Raw genomic sequence first — 13913 nt, 5'->3', positions numbered from 1 at the left:
ACCACGGACCACCATTCCTTCCCGCCTGACCAGAGAGGGCATTTTCCCGCTGGCGAGAATGGAATTGATGGCGCCCGCCGCGATTGCGGCGTCTCTTCGCCGGTCGTCGCCGGGGGTGGCGATGGACCTGGCCCTGCATACGGTGACGTCGGCGGCGGCGGCAAACCCTTTGGCGATCGGTGCCACGGAGCCCCTGCGCCGTCGGAACCGGCACCGCCGAAGGGCCGATGGAGATCCGACCTGGCGCGACGGCGCCGCGCCGCGCGGGCGGCCACCCGATTCCTCGCACGGCGCTCGCCGCTGCCCGCAGCGGGCGCCGCGGCGTCCGCCAGGGAAGAGAAATTCAACGCCTTCTTGCGTGGTGGCGCCTCTGCTACAAACGAATCAGATCCTCATGACGACGCCGCTCAACATCCTGATCGTCGATGACAGCGACGCGGACGCCTTCCTGGCGGCGCGGGCGCTGCGCCGGGCCGGCTACGACGCCGCCTGGTGCCGGGTCGACACGCCCGAGGCGCTGGCGGCGGCGCTGCGGCGGCAGCAGTGGCACCTGATGCTGTGCGATACGGTGGCGCCGCGGCTGCCCATCAGCCGGTCGCTGGCGGTCGTCCACGATACCGTGCCCAGCCTGCCGGTGGTCGTGCTGTCGGGGCGGCGCCTCGACGATCTGGGCGACCTCCTGGCACAGGACGAGGTGCGGGGCGTGCTCGGCAAGGATCGCTTCGACGAGCTGCCGGCGCTGATCAGCGGCCTGCTCAACTGAGCGCCGGCTGGCGCGTGTCGGACTCGCTCGCCGCGGCGCTCCGCGCCGCCTCTCGCATGCGCTCGAAGGCGGCGCGCAGATCGTCGGGACGCAGCGGTTTGCTGATGTAGTCGTCCATGCCGGCGGCGAGGCAGCGGTCGCGGTCGCTGGCCATGGCGTTGGCCGTCATGGCGATGATGCGCGGCTGGCGCCCACGGCGCTCGCTCCGGATGCGGCGGGTCGCCTCGTAGCCGTCCACGCCGGGCATCTGCACGTCCATCAGCACGACGTCGTAGGGCTGCGCGGTGGCGGCGGCGACGGCGCGCTCGCCGTCGCCGGCGACGTCGGCCTGGTAGCCGAGCCGCTGCAGCATCCGCAGCACGACCTTCTGGTTCACCGGATTGTCCTCGGCGACCAGGATGCGCAGGCCCGCGGGCGCGGCGGGGCGCACGCCGGCGACGTCGGCGGGCGGCTCCGACTGCGCCGCGGCGGCGCCGACCAGCCAGTCGGCGGTGAACGTCGCCCCGTGGCCCTCCTCGCTCGCCACGGCGATGGTGCCGCCCATCAGCTCGGCGAGTCGGCGACTGATGGCCAGGCCGAGCCCGGTGCCGCCGTAGCGGCGCGCGGTCGAGGCGTCGACCTGGCTGAACGGCTGGAAGAGGTCGGGAAGGCGATGGGCGGGAATTCCGATCCCCGTATCGCGGACCACCAGACGCAGGCGCTGCGCCCCGTCGGTCGCGGGGGTCGCGTCCAGCGTCACCACGACCGTGCCCGCGGCGGTGAACTTGATCGCGTTGCCGACCAGGTTGGTGGCGATCTGCCGCACCCGGGTCGGGTCGCCGAGGCAGAGCGCGGGCACGGCGGCGGCGCTGTGGTACTCGAGGCGCAGGCCCTTGCCTGCCGCCTGCGGTCGCAGCAGTTCGACGACGTCCGCGACCGCGCGCCGCGGCGCGAACGGTATGTGCTCCACCGTCAGGCCGCCGGCGTCGAGCTTCGAGAAGTCGAGGATCTCGTTGATGATCGCCAGGAGCTGGTCGCCGCTCTGGCGGATCACGTCGACGCACTCGCGCTGCTCGGCGGAGAGGGGGGTGTCGAGCAGCAGCGCGGTCATGCCGACGACGCCGTTCATCGGCGTGCGGATCTCGTGGCTGACGGTGGCGAGGAATTCGGACTTGGCGCGCGCCAGGGCCTCGGCGGCGTCGCGGGCGCGCGTGAGTTCGGCCATCACCCGGCCGCGGTCGGTGATGTCGCGCAGGGTCAACAGCCGCCCGACGGGGCGCCCGCGACGGTCGGTCAGTTCCTGCAGCATCGGTTCGTAGAGCCGCCCGCCCGCGAGGGAGAGCGGCGCCGACGCGGCCTCGCCGCGGAGCAGCCCGAGGAGCTCGGGACAGGCGCCCACCAGGCGCGTCGCCGCGATGCCGATGCAGTCGCCCACCGACCGGCCCAGCGCCGCGGCGAAGGCCGGATTGCAGTCGACCAGGCGCTGCTGGCGGTCGAGCACGGCGACGCCGTCGCGCAGGCTCTCCATCACCCGATCGCGGGCGACCGGCACGAGATCGAGGAGCTGGGCGTGGCGCAACGCCCAGGCCGCGCCGAGACCGGTGACCGTGAAGCCGAGCGGCGTGAGGTCGACGCCCGGGCTGAAGCCCAGCATGTAGACGACGTTGACCGCCCATGGCGCCGCCGCGCCGGCGAGCAGCGCCGCCACCTGGCGGCGGTAGATGCGCGGCGAGGCGCGAAAGGCGTGGACGATGACCAGGGCGCCGGCGGCGAGACAGAGATACGCGTAGGCGACGTTGGTCCAGGCCGCCGGTCCGTAGACGACCCGCAGCACGGCGTAGCCGCCCACCTCGACCGTCTCGGCGCGCGCATAGAGCATCTGGTGGCGCGGGCCGTCGGTCAGCACCAGCGCATACAGCACGGCGGGAACGGCGCAGAGGGCGGCGAGCGCGGCGCGCCCCATGTCGCGGCCGGTGAAGCGCAGCGCGAAGACCAGCCAGGCGAGCGGCGCGGCGAGGATGCCGAGGTACTCGACCTTCACCAGCGCGAGCTGCGCGGCGCGGGTGGTGGTCAGCAGCTCGATGCCGTACACCGCCGACCACCAGGCCAGGGTCAGCATCAGCAGGGCGCAGGTGCGCGAACCGGCCGCCGAGCGGCGCCACAGCGCCCTGGCGACGCCGACGGCGAGCGCGGCGCTGGCCAGCAGCACGGCGCTGAACGGGTGCGCCTGCCACGTCATCGTGGCGTCCCGGCCGCCTCGATCGCGCGCGCTGTCACGACCGGATTCTAGCCGAGCGCCGCGCGCCGGGCAGGGGGGCGGTCACGCCGCGCCGTCGGCGCCCGTGGCGAGCGGCGCGGCCGCCACGCCGAGCATCGCCGCCGCGCGCTGCAGCGCGGTCGCCAGCGCGTCCCACTGCACCGGCTTGCTCAGGTAGTCGTCCATGCCGGCGGCGAGACAGGTCTGGCGGTCGCCCTCCATGGCGTTGGCGGTCATCGCCACCAGGCGCACCGGCCGTTCCGGCCAGCGGTCGCGGATGGCGCGCGCTGCCGTCAGGCCGTCCATCACCGGCATCTGCACATCGAGCAGGACGACATCGTAGGCCTGCCGCTCGAGCGCCTGCAGCACCTCGCGGCCGTTGATCGCCAGGTCGGCGCGATAGCCCAGCCGGCCGAGGACGCGCAGCGCCACCTTCTGGTTGATCGGATTGTCCTCGGCCAGGAGGATGCGCAGCGGCGCCCGCGCCGCGAGGTCGCGATCGAAGTGGACGTCGCGGTGGGCCGGCGGCGGCGCCGCGGCATGCTGCCCGAGGACCCCGAGAATGGCGTCGAAGAGCTGCGACGGCTTCACCGGTTTGGTCAACGTGGCGGCGAACTCGCCGCCGTCGATCCGGCTGCCCAGCGAGCTGAGCAGCACCAGCGGCAGGGGCCGGCCGCGGGCGCGGATCGCGCGCGCCAGCGCCAGGCCGTCCATGTCCGGCATCTGCAGGTCGACTAGCGCCAGCGCGAACGGCTCTCCCGCGTCGATCTCGCGCAGCGCCTCGGCGGCGGAGGCGGCGAGGCGCGGACGCATGCCCCAGGACTCGGTCTGCAGGGCGAGGATGCGGCGGTTGGTCGGGCTGTCGTCGACGATCAGGATCGGCCGCTCGGCGAGCATGGTCGGCGCGGCGCCGAGGTGGCGCTGGGGCGAGCCCGCGGTGGCGCGCCCGACGACGGTGAAGGAGAAGACCGAGCCCTGGCCGGGCGTGCTGGTCACCCAGATGCGGCCGCCCATCAGCTCGGTGAGGCGCCGGCTGATGGCGAGCCCGAGCCCGGTGCCGCCGTACTGTCGCGTCGTCGTCGGGTCGACCTGGCTGAACGACTGGAACAGGCGGTCCATGCGTTCGGCCGGAATGCCGATGCCGGTGTCGGCGATGCGGAACTCCACCTCGATCGCGCCCGCGGTGGCGGCGGGGCGGGCGCCGACGGTGATGGTCACCTCGCCGCGCTCGGTGAACTTGACGCCGTTGCCGAGCAGGTTGACCAGCACCTGGCGCAATCGGGAGCTGTCGCCGATCAATCCCGCCGGCACCGACGGGTCCACGTGATACGCGAGATCGATGCCCTTGGCCGCGGCGCGCGGCGCCACGACGTCGAGCGCTCCCTCGAGGCACTCGCGCAGGTCGAAGGCGTGGACGTCGAGGTCGAGCTGCCCCGATTCGATCTTCGAGAAGTCGAGGATGTCGTTGATGACCGTGAGGAGCGCGTCGGCGCTGGCGCGAATCGTGGTGGCGAACTCGCGCTGCTCGGGAGTGAGCGGGGTGTCGAGGAGCAGGCTGGTCATGCCGACCACGCCGTTCATCGGGGTGCGAATCTCGTGGCTCATGTTGGCCAGGAACAGCGACTTGGCGCGCGTCGCCGCCTCGGCCGCCTCCTTGGCGGCGTGCAGCTCCGCCTCGGCCTGCTTGCGCGCCGTGATGTCGCGCACGATGGCGCTGAACATCCGCCCGCGTTCGAGCGGCACGTCGTTGACCGCCAGCTCGACGGCGATCGCGGTGCCGTCGCGCCGCCGCGCCTCCAGCTCGCGGACGACGCCGATGATGTGGGCGGTGCCTTCGTCGCGGTAGCGGCGCAGGTAGGCATCGTGCCGGGCGTCGTGCGGCGCGGCCGCGAGCATCGCCACGTTGCGGCCCACGGCCTCCTCCGGCGCGTAGCCGAAGATGCGGACCGCGGCGGCGTTCCAGGACTGGATGATGCCGTGGTCGTCGGCGGTGATGATCGCGTCGGTGGCGGTGTCGACGACGCTGCGCAGCCGCGCCTCGCTGTCGCGCAGCGCGCGCTCGACCGCGAGGCGCGCCGAGATGTCGCGCAGGTAGGCGCAGAAGCCGGGCCGGCCGCCGTCGTCGAAGGCGGTGATCGCGAGCTCGACCGGCACGGTGCGGCCGTCGGCGCGCAGCGCGCTGACCGTGAGGCGCTGGTTGAGCACCCGCCCCTCACCGGTGGCGAGCACGCGCCCGAGGCCGGCGCGGTGGGCGGCGCGCTGGTCGGTCGGGATCAGCACCTCCGCCAGCTCGCGGCCGATCACCGCCTGGCGCGACCAGCCGAAGGTCCGGCAGGCGGCGGGGTTGAACTCGGTGATGTTGCCGGCGGCATCGATGGTGACGATCGCGTCCAGCGCCGACGAGAGGATCGCGGCCTTGCGGGCCTCGCTGGCGCGCACCTCGCGCAGCGCGCGCTCGCGATCGAGCGCGGCGCGGCGCAGCCGGCGGGCGATGGTGGCGCCGTAGCCCAGCACCCCGGCGAGGAAGCACAGCGTCATCGCCGCCAGGCCGTACTCGAACAGGGTGAGGCGGTGGCCGAGGCCGGCGGCGCGGGCGAAGCCGAGCACCTGGATCTCGCGCACGGTGTAGCCCATGCCGGCGACCTGATCGGCGAGCTTGGCGTGCTCGCGGTCCATGCGCGCCATGTGCGCGCCGGCGCCGTCGAGCTGGCCGGTGCGGAAGAAGGCGAGAATGCGCGAGGCCTGGTCCGCCATGGCGCCCGCCGCCATCGCGATCGCGTCGAGGTGCGAGCGCAGGCGGCGCAGACGCAGGCGGAGCGCCTGGTCGCCCGGCGGGGCGACGGCCTGCTCGGCGGCGAGCTCCGCCTGGCTGGCGGCCAGCGCGCTGCCGAAGGCGCGCAGCGCGCGGTCGAGCTCCTGCTGCTCGCGCGCCGGATCGTTGGTCTCGAACACGTCGTTGGCGGGCGAATTGAGGCGCGCCGCCAGCCGTCCGAGCTCGGCGTAGTCGGCCTGGCGGCTGGCCCAGCGTTCGTTGTCGCGCGCGGTCACGTTCTGGATCGCGGTCAGCCGGCCGTGCACCAGGAGGCCGGCGATCATGAAGAGGAGAAAGCCGCCGACCAGGGCGAAATAGCCGATCATCAACCGGCGGGTGCCGTCCGCGGTCGGCGCGGCGGCGTCTCCCGCCGCGGCGGCGACCGCGGCGGACGTGGTGGCGGCGGGCGTCGTCATCCCGCACCGCGCGGCGCGGTGGAACAGCGCCGCCGCTCAGCCGCCATTGACATGGTCGATGCGCTTCGTCAGCCGCAGCACGTTGCGGCCGGCGTCGCTGCGATAGCCGACCTCGTCCATCACCTCGCGGATGATCAGCAGGCCGCGGCCGCCATCGGCGAGCGGATCCGCGCTCAGGCGCGCCGCGGCGGCGGCACAGGCGTCGTCCCACGCCATGGCGATGCCGCAGTCGGCGATCTCGATCGTCAGGCGGCCGCTCGACACGCCGACCCGCACCTCGACGCGTTCGTCGGGCCGGCCGGCGTAGGCGTGTTCGATGGCGTTGTTGACGCCCTCGACCACCGCCAGCTCGACCTGGGCGGCGCGCCATTCGTCCAGCCCCGCCTCGACGGCGATGCCATGCAGCGCCGCGCCGACCAGGAACACGTCGTCCAGCGAGCTGGCGATGGCGAGGGTGACGGCGCCGGAGCGCATCGGCTCAGTGCAACAGCGCCGCGATGGCGTCCGCCTCGCCGCCGTACATGCGGAACACCTTGTCCATGCGGGTGAGGCGGAAGAGGTTGTGCACCGCCGGCTTGGCGCCGACGATCACCAGGTCGCCGCGATCGCCGAGGTGCTTGAGCGCCGAGACGATGGCGCCCAGGCCGCTCGAGTCGATGAAGTCGACGCTCGAGAGATCGAGCGCGATCAACCCATGCCCGGAGTCGACGGCGGCGAGCAGTTGTTGTTTGAACTCGCCCGCGATGCGGGCGTCGACGCGCGACTCGCTGGTCCGGGCGACCAGGACCTTGCCATCGGCGCATTCCACGAGATCCATGTCGGAATCCTCCTCGAGCGGCATCAGGCGGCCTGGCGGCCGCGATATTCGAGCGTCAACAGGGTGATGTCGTCATCGTGCGGCACGCCCAGCGCCGTCGGCGCGTCGCCGCCGGCAGGGGCGCCGCGCGGGTGTCCGTGGGCGCGCAGCGCCGCCAGCACGTGCTCGCAGACGCGGTCCGGCGCGGCGCCGCGGCAGGCCGCCAGGACGGCGCGGAGCCGCTCGTCGCCGAACAGCGCGCCGTCGGCGGCGGCGTGCTCGGTGATGCCGTCGCTGTAGAGCACCAGGCGATCGCCGGCGGCCAGGCGGGTCTCGCCGTCATCGAACGACAGGCCGGCGCCGAGGCCGATGATCGGCCCACCGGCGTCGAGGACCTCGATGGCGCCGGCGCGGCGCTGCAGCAGCGGGCAGGGATGCCCGGCGACGGCGTAGCGCAGGCGGCCGTCGCGCAGGTCGAGCAGCGCGTAGGCGACGGTGCAGAACTTGTCGAAGCGCTCGATCGGGTATTCGCGGTCGAGTCGGCGCAGCACTTCCCCGGGGGCGGCCGGCACGCCGGCGTCGCCATCGTAGAGTCGGCCGGCCTGCGGCGAGAGGAACTGCGACAGCGAGACGGTGACCATGGCGGACGGCACGCCGTGGCCGCTGACGTCGATGACGTAGGCGGCGAGATGATGGGGACCGAGGGGGACGAGGTTGAACAGGTCGCCGCCGATGCGCTGACAGGGGATGAAGCGCCAGGCGACGGCGATCGCCGGCAGCGGCGGCGGCGCCACCGGCACCAGCGACTGCTGGATGACGGCGGCGGCTCGCAGGTCGGCGTCGATCAGCGCCTGCTGGGCGCGCAGACCGCGATTGGCGCGGCGCAGATCATCGGTCAGGCGCTGGATCTTGAGCTGGTTGCGCACCCGCGCCAGCACCTCGCCGGCGTCGAAGGGCTTGGTGATGTAGTCCACGGCGCCCATTTCGAGGCCGCGGATCTTGTCCGCGGTCTCGGCGAGGGCGGAGAGGAAGATCACCGGCACGTGCTCGGTGCGCGGGTCGGTCTTGAGGTCGGCGCACACCTCGTAGCCGTCCTTCCCGGGCATCATGATGTCGAGCAGGATGAGGTCGGGGGGCTCGGCCCGGGCCAGCGCCACCGCCTCCGCGCCGTCCCGCGCGGTGCGCAGCGTGCACGCCTCCTTGCGCAGGATGCCGGCGAGGATGCGCCGGTTGATCTCGTTGTCGTCGACGATCAACAGGCGAGCGCTGGCCTCGCCGTCGGCCCGCGCGTCGCCCCCGGCCACGATCGCTTCCCCTGCTGCGGCGTCGTTCATCGCTTCGCACGCCCCGCTGGTCGTTTGCGGCATCGCCTCCGTCAGCATTCGGGCAGGCAACTGAGCAGCTTACATGCCAGCCCCCGTGCGCCCCGTGTCCATCTGCCGGGGGTGGCGGCCGTCGTCGAAAACCGGGCGGTCCGCCGTCAACCCTCCCGATCGTGACGGCCTGGCCGAAGAGGCGCGCGGCCGGCGCCGTGACGGACGCTGCCCGCAGCGTCGCCGATGTGGCGCCGCCGGCCGGATCGGCGCGCGGTGCCGTGCGCGAGCGCATGGCGGAGCGCGCCGGCCTTCGGTTTGCTCACCCTCGAGCGCACGGAGGTCCGACCGATGACGTATCTCATGGGCCCGCTCGTTCCCGCCGCCGCGCTGCTGCTCGCTGCCGGCCTGGCGCATGCCGCCGAGGTGGCGCCGCCGCGGGCGAACCCCGTGGTGGTCCGCCCGGCGGCGGAGGGGCGCGCCGTCCAGCCGCTGACCGTGCCGCGCAGCAACCTGGATCCACTCCGCGGTCCGGTGGCGAACCAGCCCGGGGCCTATCCATCCGAGGCGCTGGAGATGCAGCCGCAGCACACGTGGAAGGGGTACTCGGCGAACTGATCCGCGGCCGGGCGCCGGAGATGCGTCGTTCGGCGGCTGATCGCTACCGAGTTGACGTCCCGTAGCGCCTGGCGGGGCGCTGCCGACCCGCACGCGTCGCGACGGCACCTGCGTTGCTGTCGTCCCTGCGACCCGGCAACGACCCGCCGGGCAGGAGGTCGGAAGATGATGAGCAGGCGTGTGCGGAGCAGCGGACTGGCCGCGCTGTTGGTGGCGTTCGTGACTTGCGGCGCGGCGACGGCAGGAGGCGATGGCGCGTTCGTGATCTGCAAGAAGCAGCGCTACGCGCTCTGCGCCACGGCGCGCTGCCTGGTCTACAACCAGGTCGCGTACTGCGCCTGCGACGTGAAGTTCGGCGACAGCATCAGCCTGCCCTTCACCCTGGCCGAGGGCGACGCCTGCGCGGTCGACAAGAAGGGCTTCGGCAACGGCTACATGCTGAGCACCTACAGCCTGCCGTCGTCGGTGAGAGCCGGGGGCACCCAGGCGCTCTACACCTGCCCGGGCGACACCGCCGACGGCGCCTACGCGCAGTGCGACGGTGGCTTCTGCTTCACCAGCACCAGCGGCCGCCGCTTCCCGGGCTTCGCGCGCAAGCTGAAGGCGAACCAGGTGATGTGCTCGTGCCCGATCTCGGTCGCGGCTCCCGGCGCCGGCCCCGGCTTCCAGATCGTCGGGCCGTATCCCTGCCAACAGGAATTCTTCGCCAACTGCTACAGCGACGTCGCCAACACCGACACCGGCAGCTCGATCTACGTCGGCGCGCCCACCGGCACGCCGCGTCTCCTGACGAGGGCGCTCTACGGCAGCGTGCCGCCGCTCAATCACTGCGAGATGGCGCCGTGAGCGGGGGGTGGGCGGGTAGAATCGGATGCGGGGCCGCGAGGCGTGTCGAAATCGCCGGCGCTGGCGCGACGAGGTGGTGACCCACGGGTCCAATCCACCTCGCGGAGAGTGCCGTCCATGTCGAATTCCGTCCGACTCCACCGGGTGCTGCGGGCGACGCCCGAGCGCGTCTACCGGGCCTTCCTCGACCCCGCCGCCATGTGCAAGTGGCTACCGCCGAACGGTTTCACCGCCACCGTGCATCACCACGAGGCGCGTGTCGGCGGCTCCTACAGGATGTCGTTCACCAACTTCAGCACCGGCTCGAGCCATTCCTTCGGCGGCGAGTACGTCGAGTTGGTGCCGCACGAACGCCTGCGCTACCGCGACCGCTTCGACGATCCGAACCTGCCGGGCGAGATGCAGATCACCGTCGCCCTGCGGGCGGTGTCCTGCGGCACCGAGCTGACGGTCGTGCAGGAGGGCATTCCGGACGTCATCCCGCCCGAATCCTGCTACCTCGGGTGGCAGGATTCGCTGCTGCTCCTGGCGCAGCTCGTCGAGCCGGAGATCCCCGACGGCGCGTGAGACGCCGGCGGCGCGCCGCCGCGCCGCGAGAGGAGGGATCAGTCGCCGCCGGCGGCGATCGCCTTCGCCCAGCGATAGTCCGGTTTGCCGCTGGCGGAGCGGACGATCTGGTCGACGGGGACGATCGCCTTCGGCAGCTTGTAGCGCGCCAGGTGCTTCGCCGCCTCGGCCAGCAGCTCGGCATCGGCGGCGCGCGCGCCGGGGCGGAACTGGACGATCGCCGTCACCTGCTCGCCCCAGCGTTCGCTGGGGGCGCCGGCGACCACCACGTCGTACACCGCCGGGTGGTGCTTGAGCGCCTTCTCCACCTCTTCGGCGAAGATCTTCTCGCCGCCGCTGTTGATGCACACCGAATCGCGGCCGAAGACCATGATCGTGCCGTCGGCGGCGACCTGGGCACGATCGCCCGGCACGGCGTAGCGGGTGCCGGCGACGGTGGGGTAGGTCTTGGTCGTCTTGGCCGCGTCGTTGAAGTAGCCGAGCGGCAGCCAGCCGGTGCGCGCCAGCCAGCCGACCGCCTGCTCGCCGGCCGCCAGGCGGCGGGTCAGGGCCTCGTCCAGCACGCAGGTGTCCGGATCCATCCGGAACGACGGCGCCACCGCGTCGCCCTTGGTGGTCAGGGTCGCGCCCTGGGCGCCGGTCTCCGACGAGCCGAAGCCGTCGAAGATCATCAGATTCTGCAGGCGGTCGAGGAAGGCCTGCTTGAACGGCGGCGAGAGGATGGCGCCGCCCGAGCCGAGGATGGTCAGCGAGGAGAGGTCGTACGAGCCCTTGTCGAGCTGGTCGAGCAGCGGCCGCGCGAAGGCGTCGCCGACGATCGACAGGGTGCCGACCTTCTCGCGCTCGATGGTGCGCCAGATGTCGTCGGCGTCGAGGGCCCGGGTGTTGCGCGGCAGGACGATCGTGCCGCCCTGGTGCAGGATCATGAACGACGACCACTGCGCCGCGCCGTGCATGAACGGCGGCGCCGGCAGCGAGCGGATGTAGGAGCCCATCGGCGCCCGCTCGACCATCTCGGCGACCGACTGCACGGTGCCCATGCCGCCGGGGAGCTGTCCGCCCATGGCGGCGAAGAAGATGTCGTGCTGGCGCCACAGCACGCCCTTCGGCATGCCGGTCGTGCCGCCGGTGTAGAGGATGTAGAGATCGTCCTCGTGCGGCGTCACCGGCGGCGGCGCGTCGCTCGCCGTGGCGAGGGCGGCCTCGTAGTCGCGCGCGCCGGGGAGCAGCGGCTCGCCGCTGCCGTCGTCGACCTGCAGCAGCAGCGCCATCGGCGGCAGGTCGGCCAGCACCGCCGCCAGGCGCGGGGCGAAGCTCGCATGATAGATGATCGCAGTCGTCCGCGCGTCCGCCAGGAGATACCGCAGCTCCTCCTCGACGTAGCGATAGTTGACGTTGAAGGGCGCGCAGCGCGCTTTGTAGCAGCCGACCATCGACTCCAGGTACTCGTGGCCGTTGTAGAGATACTGGGCGACGTGGTCCTGCCCGGATTCCCACGGCGCCAGCCCGGCGCGCTCGCGATGGCAGCCGAGCCCCGCCTGGTGCAGCAGGTTGGCGAGCCGGCGCGAGCGCTCGCGGAAGTCGCGCCAGGTCAGGCGGCGGGTCGCGGAGATGATCGCCTCGCGATCGGGGATCGCGTCGGCGATCGCTTCGTTGATCGCGGCGAGGGAGAACATCAACGATCACCACGCGGGCGCGCGGGGGCGCACGGCGACGTCATTGCCACGCGCCGACGACGTCGTCGACGCTGGTCACGGTGGCGAGGAGGCGGAGGGTATTGGCGAAGACGGCATCGACGTAGTCGTCGGGCGTGCCGGTGACGGCCTGCCTGGGGATCACCACCTGGTAGCCGGCGTTCACCGCTTCGATGGTCAGGCCGGTGATGCCGATGTTGACCGACACGCCGGTGGCGACGACGGTCGTCACCCCGAGGTTGCGCAGGAGCTGATCGAGCTCGCCGGCGTGGAACGGGGTGACGCCGTGGAAGCGGTTGACGATCCAGTCGCCGTCGCGCGGCGCCAGCGCCGCGACGACCGCCTGGCGCGGCGAACCCACGAGCAGCGGCTCGCCCTTGCGGCCCAGGGCCAACAGGAGGCAGTTGGCCGCGCCGCCGGCCGAGTCCGGCCGCCGCGCCACGGTGAGATAGAAGATCGGCACCGTCGCCGCGCGCGCGGCGGCGAGCACGCGGGCGATCTGGCCGATCGTCCCGTGCCGCCGCACCGCGTCGCCGAGCGCGCCGAGGGCCGCGTCGCCGCCGACGATGCCCTCCTGGCATTCCATGACCAGCACCGCGCTGCGCGCGGGCGTCAGGAGCTCGTTGAGGTCGATGGGCATGGGGAGCGGTTGTTCGGTTGTGACGTTGTTGGGTTGTTGGTCAGAGGGTGGGGCTCGATTCGCGCGCTCTGACCAACAACCAGCAACCTGCCTAGTTCACCAGCGGATACAACTCCCGCGCATTCTCCGACAGGATCCGCTTCTTCGTCGCGTCGCTGACGTCGGTGCGTTCGGCGATCAGCTTGACGGTATCGGGGAAGGCGCAGTCCCAGTGGTAGTAGTCGGAGGCGTAGACGATCTTGCGGTCGCCCATCAGCTCGACGACCTGCTTGAGCATGTGCTCGTCGGGCTCGCACGAGATGTAGCAGTGGCCGTCCATGAAGTACTCGCTCGGCTTGCGGTCGATGGCGGGCGCCTGCTCCGACATCAGCTCGTAGTGCTCGTCGAGGCGCTCGAGCCAGAACGGCAGCCAGCCGCAGCCCGATTCCATGAAGCCGACGTGCAGGGTGGGGAAGCGGTGGATGACGCCGCCGATGATCATCGACATCAGCGCCAGCATGTTGCCCATCGGGTGCGTCATGGCGTGCACCTCGAGGCGGGTGTGGTAGCGGTCGACGCCGATCGGGAACTGGTCGGGCGCCTGGCCGCCGCCGTGGATGCACACGGTGGCGTTGAGCTCCTGCGCCGTCTGCCAGACGACGTCGAAGCTCGGGTGGCTGAGGTTCTTGTCGCGGATGTGCTGCGGGCAGACCATGCCGACCAGCCCGAGCTCGGTGACGGCGCGGCGCAGCTCGGCGGCCGCCGCCTCGGGGTCGATCATCGGCACCTTGGCGAGCGCCTTCAGCCGCGTCGGGTCGTGCTTGGCGAACTCGTGCTTGGCGTCGTTCATCGTCCGGCAGAGGGCGATGGCGAAGTCGCGATCGAGCATCGCCCATTCCTCGCCGGCGCCGCCGGGGAAGTTGACGGTGACGTCGATGCCCTCGAGGTCCATGTCCTTCAGCCGCTCGACCGGATCGGTCATGCCGGGTCGCATGTCGAACTTGTCGCCCTTGCGCGCCGTGCCGCCGCCGGGCAGCACCAGCTTGGCGTAGTGCTTGGCGATGCGGTCGCGATACTCGGCCAACCGCGGCTGCCACTCCGCCGGCACGTTCTTGCGCCAGTCCTCGAGCTCGCCGCCGTGTCCGTCGGCGTCAATCACCTGGTAACCGAAGCGACCCATCGTCAGTACCTCCAATAGAGATCAGTCCACGGATGAACGCAGATGAACACGGA

12 protein-coding genes are annotated in these 13913 nt (G+C 72.2%); 4 read left to right on the top strand and 8 right to left on the bottom strand.

The window, feature by feature from the left end; all coding sequences use genetic code 11:
• Positions 1-394 precede the first annotated feature (394 nt).
• Positions 395-763, top strand: a complete 369-nt coding sequence (locus KF840_14545; protein MBX3026124.1) for a response regulator — start codon at positions 395-397, stop codon at positions 761-763.
• Here KF840_14545 and KF840_14540 read toward each other — a convergent pair.
• The 5 genes from KF840_14540 to KF840_14520 form a co-directional block, all read right to left on the bottom strand.
• Positions 756-2981: a response regulator gene (locus tag KF840_14540; protein ID MBX3026123.1), complete on the bottom strand. Its 2226-nt coding sequence runs from the start codon at positions 2979-2981 to the stop codon at positions 756-758. The genes KF840_14545 and KF840_14540 overlap by 8 nt on opposite strands.
• 81 nt (positions 2982-3062) lie before the next feature.
• Positions 3063-6227 carry a PAS domain S-box protein gene (locus KF840_14535; GenBank protein ID MBX3026122.1) on the bottom strand — a complete coding sequence of 1055 codons (3165 nt, stop codon included), beginning with the start codon at positions 6225-6227 and terminating at the stop codon, positions 3063-3065.
• A gap of 36 nt (positions 6228-6263) precedes the next feature.
• Positions 6264-6701, bottom strand: coding sequence for an ATP-binding protein (locus tag KF840_14530; protein ID MBX3026121.1), 438 nt, complete (start codon positions 6699-6701; stop codon positions 6264-6266).
• 4 nt (positions 6702-6705) lie between these two features.
• Positions 6706-7044, bottom strand: coding sequence for an STAS domain-containing protein (locus KF840_14525; protein ID MBX3026120.1), 339 nt, complete (start codon positions 7042-7044; stop codon positions 6706-6708).
• A gap of 23 nt (positions 7045-7067) precedes the next feature.
• Positions 7068-8390, bottom strand: coding sequence for a SpoIIE family protein phosphatase (locus tag KF840_14520; protein MBX3026119.1), 1323 nt, complete (start codon positions 8388-8390; stop codon positions 7068-7070).
• A 297-nt stretch (positions 8391-8687) separates the two neighbouring features.
• Here KF840_14520 and KF840_14515 point away from each other — a divergent pair, with 297 nt between their 5' ends.
• From KF840_14515 to KF840_14505, 3 genes are all read left to right on the top strand, one after another.
• On the top strand, positions 8688-8954 hold the full coding sequence (locus KF840_14515; GenBank protein ID MBX3026118.1) for a hypothetical protein: 267 nt from the start codon (positions 8688-8690) through the stop codon (positions 8952-8954).
• Positions 8955-9122: 168 nt separating this feature from the next.
• A complete protein-coding gene (locus tag KF840_14510) occupies positions 9123-9800 on the top strand; it encodes a hypothetical protein (GenBank protein MBX3026117.1) in 678 nt (225 codons plus the stop codon).
• Positions 9801-9917: 117 nt separating this feature from the next.
• Positions 9918-10367 carry an SRPBCC family protein gene (locus KF840_14505; GenBank protein ID MBX3026116.1) on the top strand — a complete coding sequence of 150 codons (450 nt, stop codon included), beginning with the start codon at positions 9918-9920 and terminating at the stop codon, positions 10365-10367.
• A gap of 38 nt (positions 10368-10405) precedes the next feature.
• On the opposite strand, the gene KF840_14500 is transcribed toward KF840_14505, so the two are convergent.
• From KF840_14500 to KF840_14490, 3 genes are all read right to left on the bottom strand, one after another.
• Positions 10406-12043, bottom strand: a complete 1638-nt coding sequence (locus KF840_14500) for an acyl-CoA synthetase (protein MBX3026115.1) — start codon at positions 12041-12043, stop codon at positions 10406-10408.
• A 40-nt stretch (positions 12044-12083) separates the two neighbouring features.
• A complete protein-coding gene (locus tag KF840_14495) occupies positions 12084-12701 on the bottom strand; it encodes an isochorismatase family protein (protein MBX3026114.1) in 618 nt (205 codons plus the stop codon).
• Positions 12702-12792: 91 nt separating this feature from the next.
• Positions 12793-13860: an amidohydrolase gene (locus KF840_14490; protein ID MBX3026113.1), complete on the bottom strand. Its 1068-nt coding sequence runs from the start codon at positions 13858-13860 to the stop codon at positions 12793-12795.
• Positions 13861-13913: the final 53 nt, after the last annotated feature.

Source organism: bacterium, assembly GCA_019637795.1.
GTDB lineage: Bacteria > Desulfobacterota > Binatia > HRBIN30 > CADEER01 > JAHBUY01.
The sequence above is the reverse complement of the archived record's forward strand: the minus strand, read 5'-3'. Positions and strand labels throughout refer to the sequence as shown.